Source organism: Neorhizobium tunisiense (genome assembly GCF_039631515.1).
Classification (GTDB): domain Bacteria; phylum Pseudomonadota; class Alphaproteobacteria; order Rhizobiales; family Rhizobiaceae; genus Neorhizobium.
This window is the reverse complement of the sequence record NZ_JBDIUU010000001.1, coordinates 578,916-600,663: the sequence shown is the minus strand read 5'-3', so window position 1 is coordinate 600,663 and position 21,748 is coordinate 578,916. Positions and strand designations below refer to the sequence as shown.

Genomic DNA, 21,748 nt, shown 5'->3' with positions numbered 1-21,748 from the left:
GCCTTGTTCACACATCAGACATTCCAATGGAGAAGATCATGGCTAAGGTTCTCGTGCTTTATTATTCCGCTTACGGCCACATCGAAAAGATGGCCTATGCCGTTGCGGAAGGCGCGAAGTCGGCAGGCGCCGACGTGACGGTCAAGCGCGTCCCGGAACTGGTTCCGGAAGAGGTCGCCAAGGCCTCCTATTACAAGATGGACCAGCAGGCACCGGTCGCGACCGTCGAGGAACTGACCGAATACGACGCGATCATCGTCGGCGCCGGCACCCGTTTCGGCACGGTCGCCTCGCAGATGCGCAATTTCTGGGATCAGACAGGCGGCCTCTGGGCGCAGGGCAAGCTGGTCGGCAAGCTCGGCTCGGTGTTCACCTCGTCCGCCACCCAGCACGGCGGCCAGGAATCGACCATCCTCGGCTTCTTGCCCACCTTCCTGCACCAGGGCATGGCCGTGGCTGGCCTGCCCTATGCCTTTGCAGGCCAGATGGGCACCGAGGAAGTCAAGGGCGGTTCGCCCTACGGCGCCAGCACGATCACCAACGGCGACGGTTCGCGCCAGCCTTCGGAGATCGAACTCGAAGGCGCGAAATTCCAGGGCGCCTACGTCGCCAAGCTGGCCGCCAAGCTCGCCGGCTGATCGAATTCACATACACCTAATGGGAAGGGCGCGGCGGGATATCGCCGCGCCCTTTTGCGTCGTGCCATGTTTTTTCACGGCGGGCGAACCGCTTCCGCAATTTGGGTGCTTGACGACGCGCCGCAAGTTCAAGAAACAGGACGCCCAGGCGGACGTGGCGAAACTGGTAGACGCAAGAGACTTAAAATCTCTCGGCCTTTGGTCATGCGGGTTCGATCCCCGCCGTCCGCACCAGGCCTGACCCTGTCTGCAACCGTTTGCGATGAAGACCGTTTGATATCCACTTCGATGGAGGCGTGCTTTGAGCTTTACCTTTGCGATCGGCGATATCCACGGCTGCCTGGCGCAGTTGAAGGAACTGCTCGGCCAGGTGGAGAATCACGCGCCCTCCGGACATGTGGTGTTCATCGGCGACTATATCGATCGCGGTCCGAAGAGCCGGGGCGTGCTCGACCTCGTCATGGCCGGGCCGAAGAAGGAAGGCTGGCGCTGGACGGCGCTCAAGGGCAATCATGAGGACATGATGGTCCGCGCGCACCAGAACCGCGGTCACGACGAGATCATGTGGCTCGACAATGGCGGCCGCGAGACGATGGTTTCCTTCGACGGCTACGTGCCGCCGCAGATGCTGTCATGGTGCGCGCATCGTCCGCTGATCCATGTCGACGCGCACCGCATTTTCGTACATGCCGGCGTCGACGAGACGCTGCCGCTGGACGGGCAGCGGGAGCGCGACCTGATCTGGAAGCGGTTTGCCAGCGACGAGGGCGGCGAATTCTGGGGTCGACACCTGTGCCACGGCCACACGCCGCTTCCCGGCAATCCGCAGACGATCGGCAACCGCACCAATATCGACAGCGGCTGCGTCTTCGGCGGCGAGTTGACCTGCGCGGTCTTCGACGACGACGAGCCGGGCGGGCCGATCCGGTTCCTGCGCGTGTCCGGCTAGTAGCGCCAGAAGACCGGGGTGAGGAGCACGAGCACGGTCAGGATTTCGAGACGGCCGAGCAGCATCATCAGCGAGAGCAGGTAAAGGGCGGGATCGCTGATCGTCGAGAAATTGCCGACAGGACCGACGATCGGGCCGATGCCGGGGCCGACATTCGACAGCGCGGTGATGACCGAGGAGGTGGCGGTCAGGATGTCGTAGTCGAACAGCGTCATGCCGATGCTGCCGACCACCCAGAGGAAAATATAGAGGCTGACGAACAGGAAGACCGCACGCTGCGTTTCGGCATCCACAGTCAGGCTGCCGTAACGCACGGGATAGATGGCGTTCGGATAGACGAGTTTGTTGAGCCCCGCGCGGATGACGTTGACCATCACCACGAAACGATAGGCCTTGATGCCGCCGGCCGTCGAACCGGAGCAGCCGCCCATGAAGGTGGCGAAGAAGGCGACGAGCACCGCGAACGGCCCCCACAGCGTATAGTCGTCACTGGCAAAGCCGCCGGTCGACAGGATCGAGGTCATGTTGAAGAACGAGTGTATCAGCGCGTCGTCGAGTTCGATGCCGTTCCTCAGGTGATGATAGACCGCAACGCCGATCGAGATGACGCAGAGATAACCGAGGAAAACCAGGATCTGCGGATCGCGCAGCGTATCCAGCCGACCTCGCACGGCAAGCAGGATCAGCACTGAAAACGGCATGCTGCAGATTGCCAGGAAGACCGTGCCGATCACCAGGATTGCGCTGCTGTCGAAGAAGGCGAAGGAATTGTCGTGGGTCGAGAAACCGGCCGTGGCGATCGTCGTCATCGCATGGTTCAGCGCATCGAAATGGTCCATGCCGGCAAGATCGTAAGCGATGGTGCAGGCAAGCGTCAGCAGGACGTAGACGATCAGGAACGCCCGGGTGAAGCTCGCAAGGCGGGCGAACGGCTTGTCGTTGGTCTCCGACGATTCGAGCTTGAAGATCGAAGCGCCGCCGACTTTCAGGAACGGGAGGACGAACAGACCCAGGCCGACGATGCCGATGCCGCCGAACCAGCAGAGAAGCGAGCGCCAGAGCAGGATGCCGGGCGGCATGTTGTCCAGCCCGACGATCACGGTCGAGCCGGTGGTGGTGATGCCGGAAATCGATTCGAACAGCGCCTGTGCAAACGAGAGCTCGTGTTCGGCAAGGAAAAGCGGGATGGCGCCGACCACGGAAAACATCGCCCAAAGGACGTTGACCAGCAGGAAGCCGAGACGCTTGTTGAAGACCGGCGGGGGACCATGGGTCGCGAGCGCCGCTGCCGCCGCAAGCCCGCCGACCATGAAGCCGGACATCGCAAACACCTGCCAGTCGCGATGCCCGTAATAAAGGTCCACCATCGCCGGCAGGAACATGGCGAGCGACAGGTAGAGCGCGCAGAGCGCCGTCATGTAGATGACCGACCGAAGAAGATTGGCGTTCAAAAAATGGTTGTCCCGAAGTTCGCGGCAACTGAAAGAAGCTTTGTCTCAGCCGTAGGCCTATGGCATAGCGGGACCATTCTTGAAATTCAATGGATGGCCGATGTGACCAAGGCAGGTGTGACCAAGGCAGGCGTGACGAAAGCGGCGGTGGACGAAGCGAAAGTTGCGATGCGGGAGATCTTTCCCGAAACGCCGCTGCAGATGAACGAGCACCTCAGCCGCCGTTACGGTGCCGAAATCTGGCTGAAGCGCGAGGACCTGTCGCCGGTCCGCTCCTACAAGATCCGCGGCGCCTTCAATTTCCTGCGCAAGGCGATCGCCTCGGGCGCGAAGGGCAAGACCTTCGTCTGCGCCTCGGCCGGCAATCACGCGCAAGGGTTCGCCTTCGTCTGCCGGCATTTCGAGGTGCCGGGCGTGGTCTTCATGCCGGTGACGACGCCGCAGCAGAAGATCGACAAGACCCGCATGTTCGGCGGCCCGTTCATCACCATCAGGCTGGTCGGCGACATTTTCGACCAGTGCTATGCGGCGGCCCGCGCCCATGTGGAAGAGACCGGCGGCGTCATGGTGCCGCCTTTCGACGACGCCGACATCATCGAGGGCCAGGCAACCGTCGCGGCCGAGCTCGTCGAGCAATTGCCGGAAGGCGTGACGCCCGATCTGGTCATCCTGCCGGTCGGCGGCGGCGGGCTTTCGTCGGGGACGACCGGTTACCTGAAGGATATCGTTGCGCGGGAAGATTTTCTGTTCACCGAGCCGGAGGGGGCACCGAGCCTCAAGAAGAGCCTCGAAGCCGGCGAGCCGATCACGCTCGCCAAGCTCGACAATTTCGTCGATGGCGCGGCGGTGGCGCGGATCGGCGACCTGAATTTCGAGGCTTTGAAGGGCTTTTCGCCGGATCAGGTCCTGCTGGTGCCGGAAAACGCCATCTGCGTCACCATCATCGAAATGCTGAATGTCGAAGGTGTCGTGCTGGAACCGGCGGGCGCCCTGTCGATCACCGCACTGGAGATGCTGGGACGCGAAAAGCTTGTCGGCAAGACGGTGGTCTGCGTCGTCTCGGGCGGCAATTTCGATTTCGAGCGCCTGCCGGACGTCAAGGAACGCGCCATGCGCTATTCCGGTCTCAAGAAATATTTCGTGCTGCGGCTTGCCCAGCGCCCCGGCGCGCTGCGCGACTTCCTCAATCTCCTAGGCCCGGAAGACGATATCGCCCGCTTCGAATACCTCAAGAAATCGGCGCGCAATTTTGGCTCGATCCTGATCGGCATCGAAACCGCAAGACCGGAGAATTTCGCCGGCCTGCTCGAAAGGTTCGATGCCGCCGGCATGGGTTATCAGGACATCACCGAGAACGAAATCCTGGCGAACCTCGTCATCTGAGCGTGGTCTGCAGCCAGGCGACGGCCCGGTCCGCAAGCGGCCCGGTCGTGGCCGGCGAGACGATGTCGCCGGCAATCACGTGGTTGCCGGGATCGCCGGTCCTGCCGACATCGAAAATCTCATGAGGGCCGCCCCAGCGGCCGGCAACCGCGCGCACCCTGTCGGGCCGGATGACCTGGTCGAGCGACGAATAGAGGAAAAGCGCCGGCGTCCTCACCTGCTCGACCGGGCTTTTGACTGAGAGCTTGACGAGGGCGGCCATCGGCAGCAGCGCGCTTGTCGGATAGCGGGTCGTCCAGTGGGCGCCGTGGCGGTCGTTATAGGGCGTGAAGCCGCGGTTTTCGCCGAGCAGCAGCCGTGATAGCTGCGGCGCGACCGGTGTTGTCAGCAGAAACGCGGCAAAGCTGTTGATGCCGTAGTTCGGCGATATGAACACGGCCGCCGAGATGCGCGGTGCGATCTTCGGGTCGGCAAGCGCGAGCGTCGCGAGCGAGGCGCCGGTCGAGGTGCCGATGACGATCACCCCGGAGCCGATCGCTTCGCCGATCGCGAGACTCTCCGAAAAATCCGCCAGCCAGTCGTCGAGGCTTGGCTCGCCCATGGCGTTGCCGCTGCGGCCGTGGCCGGCAAGCCGCGTGAAATAGAGATTGGCGCCGAACGCTGCCGCGACCCGGTCGGGCAGGGGGCGTATCTCCTCGGCCGAAGCCGAAAAGCCGTGCAGGTAGACGACGGCGAAAGGCGTCTTCGTTTTGGTCGCCGGATCGGCCCAGATGATGCGTTTTGCGGCACCCGTTCGGATATCGGTGAAGCGGCTTTCGCTCGCGGCAAGGTAAGCATCGATGTCGGCGCCGAGGCGGGCCTTGTCGAAAGCCGGAAAACCGTCAGCGGGCATGCGCGGGCCGGGCATCAATAGCACTCCGAAGGCGGTGATCAGGATCGCGCAGGCATAACCGAGCGTCCGCCATGACAAGAATCTCCTCCGCATCCGGCACTCCCTCCGAAGCAATGGAGATCATAAGCGGGCTTCGTGACGGCGGAAAGTCTATCTGCTGCAGATCAGCGGCTTGGAGGGCAGCGCGCAGAAACCGCGGCGCTCCACCTCCGGCCGGGTCTTCTCGATCACGTTGGTCCAGACGAGGCCCGGAAAGCCGGAGGGCACCATGTCCCACGTGTCGCGGTCGTCTATGCCGGACGAGCCGGCGTCTCCGGCCTCGAAGGGGCCGATCAGCACCACATCCGAGCCGGCCGCCCGCATCCGGTCGTAGAAGCGCTCCGGCCAGCCCCAGAGCAGGAAGGCGAGATTGGCGGGGACCGGCACCAGCGTATTGCGGCATGTCTCCGGCACGTGTCCGCTCCAGCCGAGAGCCAGGTAATTGAGGAGGCAGGATTTTGCCGTGCGATTGGAATAACCGGGAAGGTCCGCGACCAGCGCGACCGCCCTTTCGGTCGGCTCGTTGCCGCCGTAGACGGCGAAAGCCGCGGCCCGGGCGGCGGGGTCGGTATTGAGAACGGTCGCGAGCGCTTCGCCTTCCTCCGCCCGGCGGCTCTTGAAATTGATCAGGAAACGGCCCCCCGGCAGGGCGTCAAAAACCTCCGGCAAGGTCGGCATCAACCCCTTGCCTTGGCCGCGGAACGGAAAGGTCCGGCCGCCATCGGCTGTGTAACCGTAGCCGATGTCGAGCGTTTTCAGGACCGGCATCGGTGTCTGTTCCGTGACGCCCTTGGCCTCGGTGCGGCAATCGAGCGTCCAGTCGTGGAAGACGGCGAACTGTCTGTCCGGCGTCAGATGTACGTCGAGTTCGACCACGTCGGCACCCGCATCGAAGGCCGCCTTCATGCCTGCCACGGTATTTTCCAGATAGGCATGCGTCGGCGGCAGCATCAGGCTCGCGGTGCAGGTGTCGTTCCTGACATCGGCGGCATCGAAAAGCTGGTGCTGGCCGCGGTGGGCAATGATCCTGAGCGGCTTGTCGTTTGGAAAACGGGAGAACAGGGAGGTATTGCCGACCCAAAGCGCGGCGATGACAGCGAGGAGGGATGCTGTGGCGATCTTCCATTTCATGCGGTCGGGCTCCTAAATCGTACGGGTGGCTATGAGACGCTGGACCGTGACTTTTCCTTGGGTACCCTGCTTCCGGCCCGTGCAGGAATATGCTAGGCAGCCGACATGGCTTCGTTTCTGTCCAATATATTCTCGATATTCTCCGGTAGCGGCAAATCCGCCGAGGCACCTGCTGCTTCCGCCAAGCCTGTTGAGCATGGCGGCTGCATCATCCACCCGGCGCCGATCCGCGAAGGTTCGCAGTTCCGGCTGGCCGGACGGATCGAGAAGGACGTCGACGGCGAGACGCTGGTGCGCAATTTCGTCCGCGCCGACGTCTTCACCTCCATGGACGACGCGGTCGAATATACCGTCCGCAAGGCGCAGCAGATCATCGACCAGAATGGTCCGTCGCTGTTTTCGGATGGGGAGAAGTCGCGCTCCGCGTGACCTGCGTTCCGCATTGTGATTGCAGATATTGCGAGTCACACTCAAAATTAAAGCATTAGCGATAGCTTGAAGCATCTGTTCCGATGTCTTTTCTGCGGTCGACTGTTAATGCGATCTCGCTGGTTATATTTTATGCTTTTTATCGGCTCCGGCGCTTCCGGCAGCCTTGTTCCACGCTTTGCCTTCGCGGATGATCTCCTTTCGCGCACCTCCCGGCTGGATATGACATGGGTGCTCGTCGCCGCCGGGTTGGTGATGATGATGCAGGTCGGTTTCCTTCTGCTCGAAGCCGGCATGGTGCGCTCGAAGAATTCGATCAACGTAGCCCAGAAAAACCTTCTCGATTTCGTCTTCGGCGTCGTCGCCTTCGCCGCGGTCGGCTTCATGATCGCCTTCGGCCGTTCGAACGGTTTCCTGTTCGGGAGGCAGAGCGAGTTCTATTTCCTGCGCGATCTCGACAGCTGGCAGTCGGCGTTTTTCGTCTTCCAGGTGATGTTTTGCGGCACGGCGGCAACGATCGTATCCGGTGCCGTTGCCGAGCGCATGAAGCTGTCCGCCTACGTTTTCGGCTCGCTGTTCATGTCGGCGCTGATCTACCCGGTGTTCGTTCATTGGGCCTGGGGTTCGGCACTGTTCCCGAATGCATCGGCTTTCCTGTCGCAGATGGGTTTCGTCGATTTCGCCGGCTCCACGGTCGTTCATTCGACCGGCGGCTGGGTGGCGCTTGCGGCCTGCATGGTTATCGGCCCGCGTATCGGCAAGTTCAATGCCGACGGCACGCCGGTCAGGATCGCCGGCCATAGCCCGGTTCTGTCGACCACCGGCGCGCTGCTGCTCTTCATCGGCTGGATCGGGTTCAACGGCGGTTCGACGCTCGGCGTTTCCGACCATGTGGCGCCGATCATCATGAACACGGTTCTGGCCGGCGGCATGGGCACCTGCGTCGGTTATGTCATCGGCTTCTACCAGGACGGTGTCATCCTTCCCGAAAAGTCGAACTCCGGCATGCTCGGCGGTCTGGTTGCCGTCACCGCCGGCTGCCATATCCTCGATCCGGCAAACGCGCTGATGGTCGGCGCGATCGGCGGCGCGGTGGCGATCTTCGGCAATGCGTTCGTCGAGAGAACCCTCAGGATCGACGACGCGGTCGGCGCGATCGGCGTGCACGCCTTCGCCGGCGTCACTGGTACACTGCTTCTGGCGCTGCTCGCCCCGGTCGATCAGCTGCCGGCCGGCGGTAGGCTGGCGCAGCTGCACGTGCAGCTCGTCGGCGTCGGCGTCAATTTCTACTGGTCCTTCGGTCTCGGCTATGCCTTCTTCTGGGCAGCGGACCGGCTGATGCGGATCCGCGTTTCGGCCAAGGAGGAAGAGGACGGGCTGAACCTTGCCGAACATGCGACGCGCCTCGGCGTCGGACATGTGGAGGACGCTCTGGCCGATCTTCTCGGCGGTAATGCCGACCTGCGCCAACGCCTCCCCGTGGTGAAGGGCGACGAGGCCGAAAAGCTGACCGGGCTCTTCAACCGGCTGATGGACAACATCGAGGAAGAGGAACGCAGCCGCGGAGAGCTGATGGAGCTCCGCCACAACAACGAGGATTCCGAGCGCGTCGCAGCGCTTGCGAATGCCACGTTCGAAGCGATCCTGATCCACCGGGGCGGCATCATCGTCGACGGCAACGAACAGCTCGGCAAGATGGTCGGCCTGCCGCTTATCGAGATCATCGGCCGGTCCGTTTTCGATATCCTGCACGACGGCGAGACGATCCGCGTGGCCGACCTGATGAAGCTCAACGACGACAACAGCCACGAGATCGTCGTGAGGCTGGCGAACGGCGAGGAAATCCCGGTCGAGGCGCGTGGCCGCGACATCCTTTATCGTGGCGAAAAAGCTCGTATCGGCTGCCTGGTCGACCTTACGGAGCGGAAGCTCGCGGAGAGCCGCATGCGCTACCTCGCGCTGCACGATCCGCTGACCGGGTTGCCGAACCGCGTGCTGTTTTCCGAGCGGCTGACCGAACTGGTGAAGGAGGCCGGAAACGGCAAGGGTTGCGGCGTCCTGATGGTCGATCTCGACCGCTTCAAGGACATCAACGACATCCATGGCCACCAGGCCGGCGACGCGGTGATCCGCGAGACCGCCGCACGCCTTGCGGCCGATGCCGGTGCGGACAACATCGTCGCCCGGCTGGGTGGAGACGAGTTCGCCGTCATCATTGGCCACAGGTCCGATATCGATGAGCTTGAGAGGTTCGGCGATCGGCTGCTTGCCGCGATGGCCTATCCGATCGATATCGGCCATGGCGAACAGGTCAATATCAGCGTCAGCATCGGCGGTGCCCTGTGCCCCGACAATGCAGGGGACGTGGACGCGCTGATCGGTTGCGCCGACGTCGCGCTCTATCACGCCAAGAATGCCGGCCGGAACGCCTGCCGAACGTTCAAGCCCGGCATGAACGAACTGATCGAAAAGCGACGGGCACTGGAAGTCGATCTGGAGATCGCCCTGCAGCGGGGCGAATTCGAACTGTACCTGCAGCCGCGCGTCGAGGCGGAAAGCGCCATCATCATCGGTTACGAGGCGCTGCTGCGCTGGGTTCATCCGAAGCGCGGAATGATCAGCCCCGCCGATTTCATTCCGGTCGCCGAAGCGTCCGGCAAGATCATCCGGCTCGGCGCGTGGGTGCTCGCCGAAGCCTGCAGGATCCTGGACGATATCGACGGCCATATCAGCGTCAACGTCAGCCCGCTGCAGTTCCGCCATGCGGATTTCGTCGCCGATCTTGCAGATCTGCTGAAAAGCACCGGCGCCGATCCGCGCCGGATCGAGCTCGAGATCACCGAAAGCGTGCTGATCGAGGACGACAAGCGCGCCGTGCAGATTCTCAACGATCTGAAGCGCATGGGTTTCCACATCGCACTTGACGATTTTGGCACGGGTTATTCGTCGCTGAGCTATCTCAGCCGCTACCCGTTCGACACGATCAAGATCGACCGCAGCTTCGTCAACAACCTGAACCTGGTCGATAACGCGCAGATCATCGTGCGCACCATCATCGACCTGGGCACCGGCCTCGGCATGAAGGTGGTGGCGGAAGGCGTCGAAACGACGGAGCAGGCGCTGTTCCTCGCTCATGCGGGCTGCGACGAACTGCAGGGTTATCTTCTCGGCAAGCCCCGGAAACTAAGCGAGATCACGCGCGAAATCGATCCGGCGATCGCCACTCAGCTCCGTAACGTGCCGAAGAAGCTGCCCGAGATCCAGGATTACCCGACGTTCGAAGGGGAAACCTACCAGCCGTTATTGCATAGTCATGCATAATGGCCATAATCCTCATGGGGTTGGAGCACGTAAAACGATAGCCGTTACAGCGGTATAGCACCTTCAGGGGGTGGAACGGATCGAGATGCAAGCGTTCAATCTGGCCCTCTTCCTTCTGGAAGCGGTGATCTACTTCTCTGTCATGACGACGTTCCTGCATTTCCGTCGTCAGCTCGGCCTTGGCGTGTTCCTGACCGCACTCGGCGTCATGCATTTCATGGAAACCTACCTTGCCGCGGTCTTCTACATCGATCTTCCATTCGGCACCGTTTCACCAGGCTCATCGGTCTTTTTTGCCGGAAAGCTGATGATGATCCTGCTCCTCTACCTGAAGGAGGACGCGGCGGTTGTTCGCCAGCCGATCTACGGGCTTTTCCTGGGCAATCTCCTGACGGTCGGCATCGCCCAGCTTCTCCAGGCGCATGAAGTCGTGGCGCTGCCGGGCGGCCGCGCCGCGGACATGGTGTTCTTGAGCGAGATGGGCTGGCTGATGGTGTGGGGCACGGCGCTGCTCTATGTCGATGCAATCGGCATTATCCTGCTCTACGAACGGCTGGGCCGGGTGCTGCACAGCAATGTCGTGCTGCGTTTCGCGATCAGCGGCGCAGCTGTCCTGACCTTCGACCAGATCGGCTTTTACGCGGGGCTGAACATCCTCTTCGGTGCGCCGCCTTCGGTCTTCTTCGGCGGGTGGTATGCCAAGCTCCTGTCCGTGGTGCTCTATTCGCTGCTCTTTGCCGTCTATCTCAAGATCGAGCAGATCCCGCGGCTTGCCAGATCGACGCGCGAGCTTGCCGATATCTTCAACGACCTGACCTTTCGCGAACGTTATCAGGCGCTGCTCGCCAAGAGCGGGGTTGATGGCCTGACCGGTCTTTTCGACCGCGGCCGGCTGGAGGCGGATGTTCCAAAGCTCATTCACCGCTGTCTCGATCGGGGAACAGGGCTCAGCCTGATCATCGTCGATGCGGATCATTTCAAGCAGGTCAACGATCTTTTCGGGCATTTGAAGGGGGACGAGGTGCTGAAGGAGGTTGCGGTATGCCTGCAAGCCGGCTCCCGCCCGAGCGACCATCTCTCCCGCTTTGGCGGTGAGGAATTCGTGCTGATCCTGCCCGATACCGACCACGACAGCGCCCTGATAATCGCAGAACGCATGCGGACCGCAATCGGCCGTTCGGTCATTCGTCCCGACGGCCAATGCGTGACGGTATCGATGGGCGTAGCCACGGCTCCGGAAGACGGACACGCCCTCGATACGCTGCTCGGGCGCGCCGACGAACGGCTCTACCGCGCAAAAAATGACGGCCGGGACAATGTCCACGGCCGTCATGGCAGGCTTGCCCCGTCAGGCGCAGGGACGGCTTAAGCGGCGAGAGCGAGCTGCCTATTGCGCTGCTGGGCGGTGGCGATCGCCTTTTCAGCAGCCTCCGGACCGAAGGCGAGGCCTTCGACATAGATGACTTCCACATCGGTCATACCCAGGAAGCCGAGCACGGTCGTCAGGTAGGGGACGGCATGGTTCATGCCGGTGGCTGGGCCTTCGGAATAGACGCCGCCGGATGCGAGCACGATATAGACCTTCTTGCCCTTGGCGAGGCCTTCCGGGCCTTCAGCCGTATAGCGGAACGTCTGGCCGGCGCGGGCAATGTTGTCGATCCAGCTCTTCAGCGTCGAATAGATGTTGAAGTTGATGAGGCCGGTGGCGATGACCACCGTATCGGCTGCCAGCAGTTCGGCGACCAGCTTGTCCGAATAGTCCGCGGCGGCAGCTTCTGCCGGGGTGCGGTCGGCCGCAGGCTTGCGGATGGCGGAGGTGGTGACACTGTCGAGATGCGGGATGGGGTTGGCGCCGAGGTCGCGATGGACGACCGACGTGCCGTTGTCGCGGGCGCTCAGTTCGTTGGCGAGGTCGTGGGCGACCTTGCTGGAGAGCGAATCGTCGCCGCGGGGGCTGGAAGTGACGAGGAGGATGGAGGACATGCTTTTTTCCTTATCTGGAGATCTTATCTGCAGTCTTGGGCTTCGCAGAAGGATTCGGGAGCGGGTGGATCCGCAGTGTTCGAGAGTTTAGATAGGCGTGGACGCCCATCGATAAAACTGAGATAATCTCGAAGCTATCTATCGAAAATTTGGATGATGACCATGGATGCCAACCCCACCCTCGATCAGTTGCAGGTATTTCTGGCGGTTGCCGAGACAGGCAGCTTTTCCGCCGCCTCACGCGTGCTGAACCGGGCCCAATCGGTGGTGAGCTATACGATCGGCAATCTGGAAACCCAGCTCGAAGTGCCGCTTTTCGAGCGCAGCGGCGCCCGCCAGCCGAAGTTGACGGAAGCCGGCAAGGCGATGCTGACTGACGCACGCCGGATCGTCGCCGACCTGCAGGTGATGCGCGCCCGGGCAAAGAGCATCAAGCAGGGGCTGGAAGCGGAACTGTCGGTGGCGCTGAGCGTGATGGTGCCCTCGGATGCCGTCGTCGAGGAGCTCAGGGAATTTCGCGACCGGTTTCCGAGCGTCTCGCTGAACCTCAATGTCGGCGAGCTGGGCATGGTCATGGAGATGGTGATCGCCGGAAAGGCCGATATTGGCATAGGCGGGTCGATCCTTCGGCAGGACGACGCCCTGGTGATGCAGAAGATCGGCTATTCGTTCATGATTCCCGTCGCCGCCGCCGAACATCCGCTTGCAAAATTGGGCCGGCCCCTGACGCTTGCAGACGTGCGCGAGGAAGTCCAGATGGTGGTCACGGATACGTCCGGCCTGACGAAAGGCCGCGATTTCAATGTCTTGTCCTACAAGACATGGCACGTCAGCGACATCGCCACAAAGCACCAGTTGATCAAGGGTGGTCTCGGCTGGGGCGGTCTGCCCGCGTCTGTCGCCGGAAGGGACATCATGGACGGAACTCTCGTCGCGCTCGATCTCGAAGCCTACGAGCAGAGCCAGTACCCGCTCTACGCCATGCGCAAGGCCGCAAATCCGCTGGGACCTGCGGGCCGGTGGCTAGTCGATGCCATGGAGCGCCGGCTTTCCACCTGCCCGAGCCATGACGACTTCAAGCAGATGCTCGGCATCGAACCTCGGGAAGGAATCCCTCAAGCCGCCGAATAGCCGAAGCGGCGCTGGCCGGGGCTTACCGAAGCGGAGTTCAAAGCCACTCGATACGCTTGAGGATCCACAGCGTGCCCGCGGAAATAACGATGACGAGCCCAACGATGATCAGGAAAGCCCAAGTCTCGTTGACGCCGGGAACGCCACCGACATTCATGCCGAACAGGCCGGCGACGACGCTCGGCGGCAGGAGCAGGGCTGCCAACGCGGCAAGCCTGTTGGAATTGCGCGCGATCCGCTCGCTGATCACCGTGGAAAGGTCGTCGTGAAGGATGCCGGTCCGGTCGCGGATCGCGTCGAGATATTCGATGAACCGCATCAGCTTGTCGATCACCTCGCGAAAGCGGAGCTTGTCCCGTTCCTTGAGCCATGGCGCGTCGTCGTGCTCGATCCTGTTGAGCGCATCGCGTTGCGGCGCGAGGTAACGGCGTAGCTGGACGGCGCGACGGCGCAGCAGCTTGAGCCTCTGGCGGACCTCGCTCGCTTCCCCCTTGAAAATCAGCTCGTCTAATTCGTCGACCTCTTCGTCCATGTCGTCGAGCACCGGCTCCAGATCGCGGACGAGCTTGTCGCTGACGAGAGCCAGCAGTTCTCCCGCCTGCCGGGGACCCTTGCCGTTGTCAAGCGCCCGCCGGATATCGCGCAGCGCGGTGATATAGTGACCGCTGTCGCGCAATGTCACCAGTCGGTGCTCGTCCACCCAGATATGCAGGGGGACGAGGTCGATCTCGTCGGAGCTTTTCTCAGCCTCTTCCGGCGGAGCGGCGCAGACACCGCGCAGGATGATCAGCAACCCGTCGTCCAGAGGCTCGACACGCGGGCGAGAATCCTCTGCAAGAAGCGCCTCCGCCACCAGCGGATCGAAGCCGCCATTGGTATTGATCCAATCCGCCGTTGCCGGATGATCGCGCTCGAAATGCAGCCAGACGAGACCGTCTCCCGGCTTCCAGCTGCAGGCCTCGGCCATGTTCATCGTCCTGCAGCCGCCGTGCCCGTCAAGGACAAGGGCGAAGCGCAGGCCGGGCTCGTCTCCGTAGCTTACCGCGGTCTTTGCCTTATCAAGCATCGATGGGCCTCCTCCTCACGCGGTTTTCGATCGATTTTACCAGCAAATATCTTGCCCAAGAAGTGTAACCATTCCCTTCAGAACGAGGAACGAGCGAAGCGCATCGGCTGCGAGTTGACGCTGTTTCAACCTCTGCTATAACGGCGCCACGGTCTGCAGTTCACCGAGGCGTCGCCGTCCCGAAAGGGAAGCTAAACCTGCATAGACAAAGATGATCAGCACTTATCCCGTGCCAGAGTCGACAAGCCGGCGACCAGCGACACCCCGATTTTTTGGGGAACGGCGCGTTCGAGGATAAGACATGCCGAGATCCATCTTTCCCATGGAGATCGCCGACCTTTCGGCTTTCGCCAGATCCGTCCGCGGCGAGATCGACAAATTCGATCACAAGCCGAGCCATCTGGAGATGCTCAATCTCCTGACCCGGGCCGCGGGCTTCCGCAACTACCAGCATTTTCGCGCCATCGCCAAGACGGCCGACGTCCTCGCGGAATGGCGCCCGGTGCTGGACGACACACCGCCGCCCGATGAGGCGCGGGTGCTGAAGACCGCCCGGCATTTCGACGAGGAGGGCAGGCTCATTCGCTGGCCCGGCAAGCGGGGGCAGCAGGAAATCTGTCTCTGGTTCCTGTGGTCGAAGATACCGGCGGGCCGCGATTTCAACGAGCGCCAGATCAGCGAGCTGTTGAACACGCTGCACCTCTTCGGCGATGCCGCAATGCTGCGTCGCGACCTCTTCGACTTCGGTCTCGTCCAGCGCACCCGCGACGGCCGGGAATACCGCCGGATCGAGCAGAAACCGCCGGCGGAATTGAAGCTGCTGTTGTCTCGGATCGGTCCCGCCAGGGCAAAGGCGGCATAACCGTTAGTCGGCCCATTGCGGACGGTCTACATCGGGAACCGTAAGCCATCGGTCGGGATTTTCCCTGCCGATGGCATCTCCGACAGGATCAGAGTTCCAGCGCACCCTGAATACATGTGACCACGTCTCCACCGATCCAGATATCGTCGCCGACCTTGTCGACATACACCCGGCCGGCGCGGCCAAGCACGGTGCCCTGGGCCGCAACGTAGCTTTCCGGGGCGACACCGGATCCGATCAGCCATTGGGCAAGGCCGGCGTTCAGACTGCCGGTGACCGGATCCTCGTAGCCGTTGCGGGTAAAGGCACGCACCTCGAATTGGGCGTCCTTGCCGTCAAGGTCGGGGTTGAAGCGTCCGACGAGCCCGACGCGTCTGCCTGCGAGAGCGGAATAGTCCGGCTTGACCGCCAGCACATCGGCGCGCGAGGGCAGACGCACGCCGATCCAGTCCGGGCCGTTCTCGCACCAGTTGGAATCCTCGATCAGGCTGGTGGGCAGGCTGAGCGCCTTGGCGATCCGCTCCACCAGCGCCGGCTCCACCGGGCCGCTGCGCGTAAGCGGCGGTGCCGCAAACGCAAGCCGATTGCCGTCACGGCGGATGCGGATAAGGCCCGCGCCGCATTCCTGCACGATATCCCCGGCCGGTGACGTCTGTTGCTGCGAGAGCCAGACATGCGCACTGCCGAGCGTCGGATGGCTGGCGAAAGGCAGTTCCTGCGACGGTGTGAAAATCCTGACCCGGTAGTTTGCCTTCGGATCGGTCGGCTCGAGCAGGAATGTCGTTTCGCTGAGATTGGTCCAGTTGGCGAAGGACTGCATCTGCGCGTCGCTCAATGCGTCGGCGCCGATCACTACGGCAAGCGGATTACCGCGCATCGGCTGGCTGGAGAAGACGTCGACCTGCTGGAAGGAGAATTTCGGCATTGCCTTGCCTCATGCAGTTGAAAAGAAAGACGGCAGCCAAGGCTGCCGTCCAAATATTGCCGGAAGGTGATATCGGCCGTTACAGAACGAGCCGGAATTTCGCAAAACCGTTCTCGCCGTCGCCGGCATCCTCGATCTTGGCACCCTTGACCGCGGTCGCGTACTGGCGGGCCTTGGGGCCGGTTTCGAAGATGGCGCTTGTGCCGGGCAGGGGCTTGAACGACCAGTTGGCGTCGGCCGACGGGTTGATCGTGCCCTGTTCGACGATATAGCGCACGATCACGTCGCGGTTGGTGTCGGGCGCCACGAAGATCACCTTGTCGCCGGCGATCTCCGGGAACTTGCCGCCGCCGCCGGCGCGGTAGTTGTTGGTCGCGACCACAAATTTCTGCGCCGGATCGATCGGCTTGCCGTTGTACTGCAGGTTCACGATGCGGTTGGAGTTCGCATTGATCAGCTTGCCGTCCTTGTCGAACCGGGTCGGCTGCGACAGGTCGATCTGGTAGGTCACGCCGTCGATGACGTCGTAATTGTAGGACGGGAAATCGTTGTTGAGCAGCGGCGCGTCCTTGGCGCCTGAGGTCACCTGGTTGAACATGCCGGCCGACATTTCGAGCCAGTTCTTGACCTGCGCTCCCGTGATCAGCACCGCCTGCACCGTGTTCGGATAGAGATAGAGGTCGGCGACGTTCTTGATGGCGATGTCGCCCGCCGGGACATCCGTGAAATATTCGGCGCCGCCGCGGCCGCCCGCCTTGAAGGGAGCGGCAGCAGACAGGACGGGCAGGTCCTTGTACTGGCCCTCTTTCAGCATGTCCTTGATGTACCAGGTCTGGGCATTGGAGACGATCTGTACCGAGGGGTCATCGGCGACCAGCGCAAAGTAGGAGTAGAGCGGTGCCGAACTCTTGCCGACGGCGCGGCGCACGTAGGCAAGTGTGGCCTCATGCTCTTCCTTGGCAGCGGCGATAACTTCCGGCTTGTCCTTGACGTCGGCGACGATCTTGCGAGCCTCGTCGCGGTGGTAGATCGGCCGGGCTTCGGAGGTCGAATCGACGATCTTCCAGGTCTTGCCATCCTTTTCGAGCAAAAGGTCGATCAGGCCCATATGCGAGCCCCAGAAGCCGCCCATGACGGCGGGCTTGCCCATCAGCTTGCCCTTCTTGGTGTCGGCGCCGACAATGCCGTCGAAATCCTTGGTGCCGGGGAAGACCAGATGCTGGTGGCCGGTGAAGATCGCATCGATGCCCTGGATGCCCGCGAGATAGAGCGAGGCGTTTTCCATCCGCTCGCTCTGTCCGCCTCCGTCGATGCCGGAATGGGAGAGGGCGATGACGATGTCGGCGCCTTCCTCCTTCATGACCGGCACCCAGGCTTTGGCCGCATCGACGATGTCTCGGGTCTGCGCCTTGCCTTCGAGGTTCTTTGCGTCCCATGTCATGATCTGCGGAGGCACGAAGCCGATGAAACCGACCTTGACCGGGCTCGTGGCGCCCGAACCGTCCCGGATCTGCTTTTCGACGATCACGTAGGGCTTCAGGAAAAGCTCGTCCTTCTTGGCGTCTGAGGCGAGCTGGCCCTTGGTGAGGTTGGCGCAGACATACGGAAAGCCGGAACCGGCCAGGACCTTGAACAGGAAGTCCAGTCCATAGTTGAATTCGTGGTTGCCGAGCGTGCCCGCGTCGTAGCCGAGCACATTCATCGCCTTGATGACCGGATGCTTGTCGCCGTCCTTCATGCCGCGCTCATAGGCCATGTAGTCGCCCATGGGATTGCCCTGCAGGAAGTCGCCATTGTCGATCAGCATGGAATTGCCGGCTTCGGCACGGATCGCGTCGATGATCGAGGCGGTGCGGGCAAGGCCGAGCGTGTCGTTCGGCTTGTCGGCGTAGTAGTCGTAGGGGAAGACGTGGACGTGGATATCGGTCGTTTCCATGATGCGCAGATGCGCCTGATTGCCGGCCGCGCGGGCGGCAAACGGGTGCAGCATCACGAGCGCCGAGGAGGCGGCAAAACCTCCGAGCAGCGAGCGGCGGGTGATCGGATGAAGATCGTTAAGCGACGACATGGGCAGCCTCCTTGGAACGGACCGGTGAGCGACAATTCGGCGCCATATTGACCCGCGTGCATTGTATTTCCAAGCGGATTCTGAAGCGTTGGAGGAGAGGAATATACGGTCGCCGTCTCTATCCCGGATGCCGCCCGGATGAGATCCGAAAGCCAGGCGTCAATAGGCCGCCATGCGCATCGCGTCGATCAGTTGCGCCATATGGAAGGGTTTGGGGAGGACGGGGATATGGCGCATTTCCGCGGGCAGGCCGAGCGCGCCGTATCCGGTCACGAAAATGAACGGAATGTCCCGCGCGGTGAGAATCTCGGCGACCGGAAAACTGGCTTCGCCGGCGAGGTTTACGTCGAGCAGCGCCATGTCTACGGGAAGCGATCGGGCCTTGATGATCGCATCGTCGAGCCGCGAGGCGGTGCCGACCATCTTGCATCCGATCTGCTCCAGGAATTCTTCGAGCATCATCGAAACCAGTGCCTCGTCTTCGATGATGAGGACGCGAATTCCGGCGAAGATATGGGTGTCGTTCACCTTGCACCCATTTGCACGAAAGGCGTCACCTCCGCCGAAACGGCGACGTCGGCCAGCGGGGCTTCGATCGTACCGATGATTCCCGCAGGCTGATCGAATATCACCGATGCCTTGCCGCCGAGATCCTGGGCAAGGCTGCGCTCGATCAGCCTGACGCCGAACCCCCGTCTCGAGGGCGCAATCACCAGCGGGCCACCGCTTTCTGTCCATGTCAATCGCAGCAGAGGTTTGGCGCCCTCGATAATCTGCCAGTTTATCGCGACCTGGCCTGTAATCGTCGAGAGCGCGCCGTATTTGAGGGCATTGGTCGTCAGTTCGTGCAAACCCATGGCAAGCGCGAGTGCTGCCCGCGGCAGCAGCCGGAGCGACGGCCCGGAGACGGCAAAGCGATAGTCCCCGCCCTCGCCGAACGGTGCCAGCGCACCGTTCACCACGTCATCGATATTGGCCCCCTCCCAATTTTCGCGGGTGAGCACGTCATGGGCAGCGGCCAGCGCCATGAGGCGCCGTTCCAGATTCTGGCGCACGATCGGGTCGCCGCCCCGCAGGGTCTGGGAGGCGATGGCCTGGACGGTCGCAAGCGTGTTCTTGACGCGGTGGTTCAACTCGTTGACCATGAGTTGCAGCCGCTCTTCGATCCGTTTTCTCTCGGTGATCTCGACCGAGACGCCCACCAGGCCGATGACCTTGCCATCGGCATCGCGCAAGGGGGCCTTGGTAGACGACCAGACCCGGGGATGGCGGCCCTCGCGGCTGATGGCCTCTTCGAATTCTTCCGTTCTCGCCTGATCCATGATCCGGCGGTCATTGGCCATCACGAACTCGGCCTGGGTTTTGCTGTCCAGGAATTCGAGGTCCGTGCGGCCCTCGACTTCGGACCATGGCTTGCCGATCAAATCCAGCGTCGAGACATTGGCCAGGATGAGGCGGCCCTGCATGTCCTTGGCATAGATCAGCCCCGGCGCAGTCTCCAGAATGGCGCGCAAGAGGGCATTGGTCTGATGGAGTTGTCGTTCGGCGAGCTTGATGGAGGTGATGTCGGTGCTGATCTCGATTGCAACTTCCGGCTCTCCGGCGTCGTCGCGGTCCAGTGACCATTTGCTGATGAGATGGATCTCACTGCCATCCTTGTGGCGGCGCGTAAGCTCACCCTGCCATTCGCCGTCGCGGACGAGAATTGCATTGATTTCCACGAGAGAGACTGGGCAGCGGGTCTGCAGGAGGTCGAGCGCGTTTTTTCCCAGGGCCTCTTTTTCCGAATAGCCGTACAGGCGTTCAGCGCCGATCCCCCAGAACACGATCCTGCCGTCGAGGCTGCGCAACGTGCCCTGGGTCTGCCCGAACGCCTGCGTGAACCTTTCGAGCCGATAGAGTTTTGCATCGATATCGCGCTGTATCTTCCGCTTTGCCCAGACAGAGGCTGCGAACAAAGCAGTTGCAAGCGCCAGGAGAACGATTACCTCCCCCAAAGGGAAGCCCGGATGGGTCGATCCGTCGGAGGCGGCCAGAAGGCCCAGCGCCAGCAGCGCCATTGCCAACCACATAACGAGGGTCGCGAGCCGGCGGGGCGCCCGCGATGTCGGGGACGGTGAGGTAAAGGGAACTGCAACCATCGAAGCATCCTTGGTCTTGCCTGCGCGCCGTGGCTATCAGCTCAATGCAGGCGGGAAAAACGTGGACGCTTGAACAGCCGCTACTCTTAACGAGGACGGTTTTTAGTTTGTTTGCTCTGAATAAATTAGGACATTATCACTTGTGGACTCAACGGCAAGTAGTAAATATTCGGTAAATGCCAGTGACGGTTAGATATTTCACGCTCTGGCGGCCTTTACATTGATCAAGTTTATGCATCGGGTGATTCGCCGGATCGCGAATGTGTTGAAAATGGGATGTCCTGCGAAAAAGACTGCAGTCCGTCTCAACGCGAGGCCGGGACTTCCTTGTGAAAAAAGCGGAAATAGGACGAGACCTGCGCAATCGCGTTGCTGTTGACGCTGAACTGCACGCCGAGCCGGCCGCTGCGCCGCCACTTCACGGTCCCTTCCAGGATACCAAGCTCCTCGCTTTCGACCCTGACCGGGCTGCCGTCGGCGGCATGCAGGACGCGTCCGCCCAGATCGAGCGCCATGCCGGTCGCCGAAAGGTTGGTGACGCGACCTTGGACCGCCTGGTTGAAATATTTGACCGTCCCCAGGATACGGGTCTTCTTGCGCTCGGTGCTGCGGGTCTTCATCCGTCCGGTGATTGCGGCCATGGTCCTGTTCCTCGTTATTTCTTAAGGGCGAAGGATACACGCCCCCTCTTGAAATCCCTTTAGGACGATCCGTAAAAGTCGAGCGATTCCGATCATAGCCCCACATTCGGCTTGTCGATGATTTCGCGCAGCGCAAAGCTCGAATTGATCTTCACCACATGCGGCAGCGCTGACAGCCAGTCGCGGTGGATGCGCTCGTAGTCTTCGAGATCCTTGGCCGCGACCCGCAGGATGTAGTCGTATTCGCCCGACATCAGGTAGCAGACCAGCACGTTCGGACAGAGTTTCACCGCCGCCTCGAACTCGGTGAGCGTCTTTGCGAACTGGCCGGACAGCGAGATGTGGACGATCACCATCATCTTGTAGTCGAGCGCCTTGTTGGAAAGTCGGGCGTGATACCCGCTGATCGTGCCGTTCTTTTCGAGGATGTCGAGCCGACGCGAACAGGCGGATGGCGACAGCCCGACCCGCTCGGCAAGCTCGGCATTGGAGATGCGGCCTTCCTGCTGCAAGGTCCGCATGATCGCAAGATCGATGGCATCCAATGCGCTCATTCGCAGATCCTTCGAAAAATTGTTCAGTTTTGCAATTATCTGCGAAAATTCGATATTCCGCAATTCGTCTTCGCAAGGACATTCCGGCGATTTTCTGGTTTGCTTTGGGTCGGGAACATCAACGGCGAGAGCCACAACTGAGAG

Annotated in this window: 19 protein-coding genes and 1 tRNA gene; 9 read left to right on the top strand and 11 right to left on the bottom strand. The window is 61.8% G+C overall.

Features of this window, described 5'->3' with window-relative positions; translation table 11 throughout:
- Window positions 1-38 precede the first annotated feature (38 nt).
- The 3 genes from wrbA to ABCW43_RS03125 all read left to right on the top strand — a co-directional run bounded on the left by wrbA (window position 39) and on the right by ABCW43_RS03125 (window position 1,587).
- On the top strand, window positions 39-638 hold the full coding sequence (gene wrbA, locus ABCW43_RS03135; protein ID WP_345922087.1) for an NAD(P)H:quinone oxidoreductase type IV: 600 nt from the start codon (window positions 39-41) through the stop codon (window positions 636-638).
- Window positions 639-786: 148 nt separating this feature from the next.
- Window positions 787-872: transfer RNA gene (locus ABCW43_RS03130), tRNA-Leu, on the top strand.
- A gap of 67 nt (window positions 873-939) precedes the next feature.
- The gene (locus ABCW43_RS03125) at window positions 940-1,587 is read left to right on the top strand and encodes a metallophosphoesterase family protein (RefSeq protein WP_345922086.1); all 648 of its coding nucleotides are present in this window, start codon (window positions 940-942) and stop codon (window positions 1,585-1,587) included.
- On the opposite strand, the gene ABCW43_RS03120 is transcribed toward ABCW43_RS03125, so the two are convergent.
- Entirely contained in the window at window positions 1,584-3,038 is a 1,455-nt protein-coding gene (locus ABCW43_RS03120) for a TrkH family potassium uptake protein (RefSeq protein WP_345922085.1), read from the bottom strand. The genes ABCW43_RS03125 and ABCW43_RS03120 overlap by 4 nt on opposite strands.
- A 168-nt stretch (window positions 3,039-3,206) precedes the next feature.
- Between ABCW43_RS03120 and ilvA the strand changes: the two genes are divergently transcribed.
- The gene (gene ilvA / locus ABCW43_RS03115; RefSeq protein WP_445738914.1) at window positions 3,207-4,421 is read left to right on the top strand and encodes a threonine ammonia-lyase; all 1,215 of its coding nucleotides are present in this window, start codon (window positions 3,207-3,209) and stop codon (window positions 4,419-4,421) included.
- On the opposite strand, the gene ABCW43_RS03110 is transcribed toward ilvA, so the two are convergent.
- Both ABCW43_RS03110 and ABCW43_RS03105 read right to left on the bottom strand, forming a co-directional pair.
- Complete coding sequence (locus ABCW43_RS03110; RefSeq protein ID WP_345922084.1) at window positions 4,414-5,406, bottom strand: alpha/beta hydrolase; 993 nt, start codon at window positions 5,404-5,406, stop codon at window positions 4,414-4,416. The two genes, ilvA and ABCW43_RS03110, sit on opposite strands and share 8 nt — an antisense overlap.
- 57 nt (window positions 5,407-5,463) lie before the next feature.
- Complete coding sequence (locus ABCW43_RS03105; protein WP_345922083.1) at window positions 5,464-6,483, bottom strand: glycerophosphodiester phosphodiesterase family protein; 1,020 nt, start codon at window positions 6,481-6,483, stop codon at window positions 5,464-5,466.
- A 105-nt stretch (window positions 6,484-6,588) separates the two neighbouring features.
- Between ABCW43_RS03105 and ABCW43_RS03100 the strand changes: the two genes are divergently transcribed.
- The 3 genes from ABCW43_RS03100 to ABCW43_RS03090 all read left to right on the top strand — a co-directional run bounded on the left by ABCW43_RS03100 (window position 6,589) and on the right by ABCW43_RS03090 (window position 11,602).
- Window positions 6,589-6,912, top strand: coding sequence for an HlyU family transcriptional regulator (locus tag ABCW43_RS03100; protein ID WP_345922082.1), 324 nt, complete (start codon window positions 6,589-6,591; stop codon window positions 6,910-6,912).
- Between the two features lie 132 nt (window positions 6,913-7,044).
- Window positions 7,045-10,233: an ammonium transporter gene (amt, locus tag ABCW43_RS03095; protein WP_345922081.1), complete on the top strand. Its 3,189-nt coding sequence runs from the start codon at window positions 7,045-7,047 to the stop codon at window positions 10,231-10,233.
- Window positions 10,234-10,318: 85 nt separating this feature from the next.
- Window positions 10,319-11,602 carry a GGDEF domain-containing protein gene (locus ABCW43_RS03090; protein ID WP_345922080.1) on the top strand — a complete coding sequence of 428 codons (1,284 nt, stop codon included), beginning with the start codon at window positions 10,319-10,321 and terminating at the stop codon, window positions 11,600-11,602.
- On the opposite strand, the gene ABCW43_RS03085 is transcribed toward ABCW43_RS03090, so the two are convergent.
- On the bottom strand, window positions 11,599-12,216 hold the full coding sequence (locus ABCW43_RS03085; RefSeq protein WP_345922079.1) for an FMN-dependent NADH-azoreductase: 618 nt from the start codon (window positions 12,214-12,216) through the stop codon (window positions 11,599-11,601). The two genes, ABCW43_RS03090 and ABCW43_RS03085, sit on opposite strands and share 4 nt — an antisense overlap.
- 162 nt (window positions 12,217-12,378) lie before the next feature.
- Here ABCW43_RS03085 and ABCW43_RS03080 point away from each other — a divergent pair, with 162 nt between their 5' ends.
- Window positions 12,379-13,347 (top strand): LysR family transcriptional regulator, encoded by a 969-nt coding sequence (locus ABCW43_RS03080; protein WP_345922078.1) that lies wholly within the window; start codon window positions 12,379-12,381, stop codon window positions 13,345-13,347.
- A gap of 37 nt (window positions 13,348-13,384) precedes the next feature.
- Here the strand turns inward: ABCW43_RS03080 and ABCW43_RS03075 are convergent, their stop codons facing one another.
- Window positions 13,385-14,413: a zinc transporter ZntB gene (locus ABCW43_RS03075; RefSeq protein WP_345922077.1), complete on the bottom strand. Its 1,029-nt coding sequence runs from the start codon at window positions 14,411-14,413 to the stop codon at window positions 13,385-13,387.
- Window positions 14,414-14,714: 301 nt separating this feature from the next.
- Here ABCW43_RS03075 and ABCW43_RS03070 point away from each other — a divergent pair, with 301 nt between their 5' ends.
- Window positions 14,715-15,275 (top strand): DUF2087 domain-containing protein, encoded by a 561-nt coding sequence (locus ABCW43_RS03070; RefSeq protein WP_345922076.1) that lies wholly within the window; start codon window positions 14,715-14,717, stop codon window positions 15,273-15,275.
- 88 nt (window positions 15,276-15,363) lie between these two features.
- Here ABCW43_RS03070 and ABCW43_RS03065 read toward each other — a convergent pair whose 3' ends face one another.
- From ABCW43_RS03065 to ABCW43_RS03040, 6 genes are all read right to left on the bottom strand, one after another.
- Complete coding sequence (locus ABCW43_RS03065; protein WP_345922075.1) at window positions 15,364-16,200, bottom strand: PhzF family protein; 837 nt, start codon at window positions 16,198-16,200, stop codon at window positions 15,364-15,366.
- Window positions 16,201-16,279: 79 nt separating this feature from the next.
- Window positions 16,280-18,268 carry a bifunctional 2',3'-cyclic-nucleotide 2'-phosphodiesterase/3'-nucleotidase gene (locus tag ABCW43_RS03060; protein WP_345922074.1) on the bottom strand — a complete coding sequence of 663 codons (1,989 nt, stop codon included), beginning with the start codon at window positions 18,266-18,268 and terminating at the stop codon, window positions 16,280-16,282.
- Window positions 18,269-18,427: 159 nt separating this feature from the next.
- A complete protein-coding gene (locus ABCW43_RS03055) occupies window positions 18,428-18,796 on the bottom strand; it encodes a response regulator (RefSeq protein ID WP_345922073.1) in 369 nt (122 codons plus the stop codon).
- Window positions 18,793-20,409 carry a sensor histidine kinase gene (locus tag ABCW43_RS03050; RefSeq protein ID WP_345922072.1) on the bottom strand — a complete coding sequence of 539 codons (1,617 nt, stop codon included), beginning with the start codon at window positions 20,407-20,409 and terminating at the stop codon, window positions 18,793-18,795. The genes ABCW43_RS03055 and ABCW43_RS03050 overlap by 4 nt, the downstream gene beginning before the upstream one ends.
- Before the next feature lie 305 nt (window positions 20,410-20,714).
- Window positions 20,715-21,050, bottom strand: a complete 336-nt coding sequence (locus tag ABCW43_RS03045; protein WP_345922071.1) for a PilZ domain-containing protein — start codon at window positions 21,048-21,050, stop codon at window positions 20,715-20,717.
- 92 nt (window positions 21,051-21,142) lie between these two features.
- Complete coding sequence (locus tag ABCW43_RS03040; RefSeq protein ID WP_345922070.1) at window positions 21,143-21,604, bottom strand: Lrp/AsnC family transcriptional regulator; 462 nt, start codon at window positions 21,602-21,604, stop codon at window positions 21,143-21,145.
- Window positions 21,605-21,748: the final 144 nt, after the last annotated feature.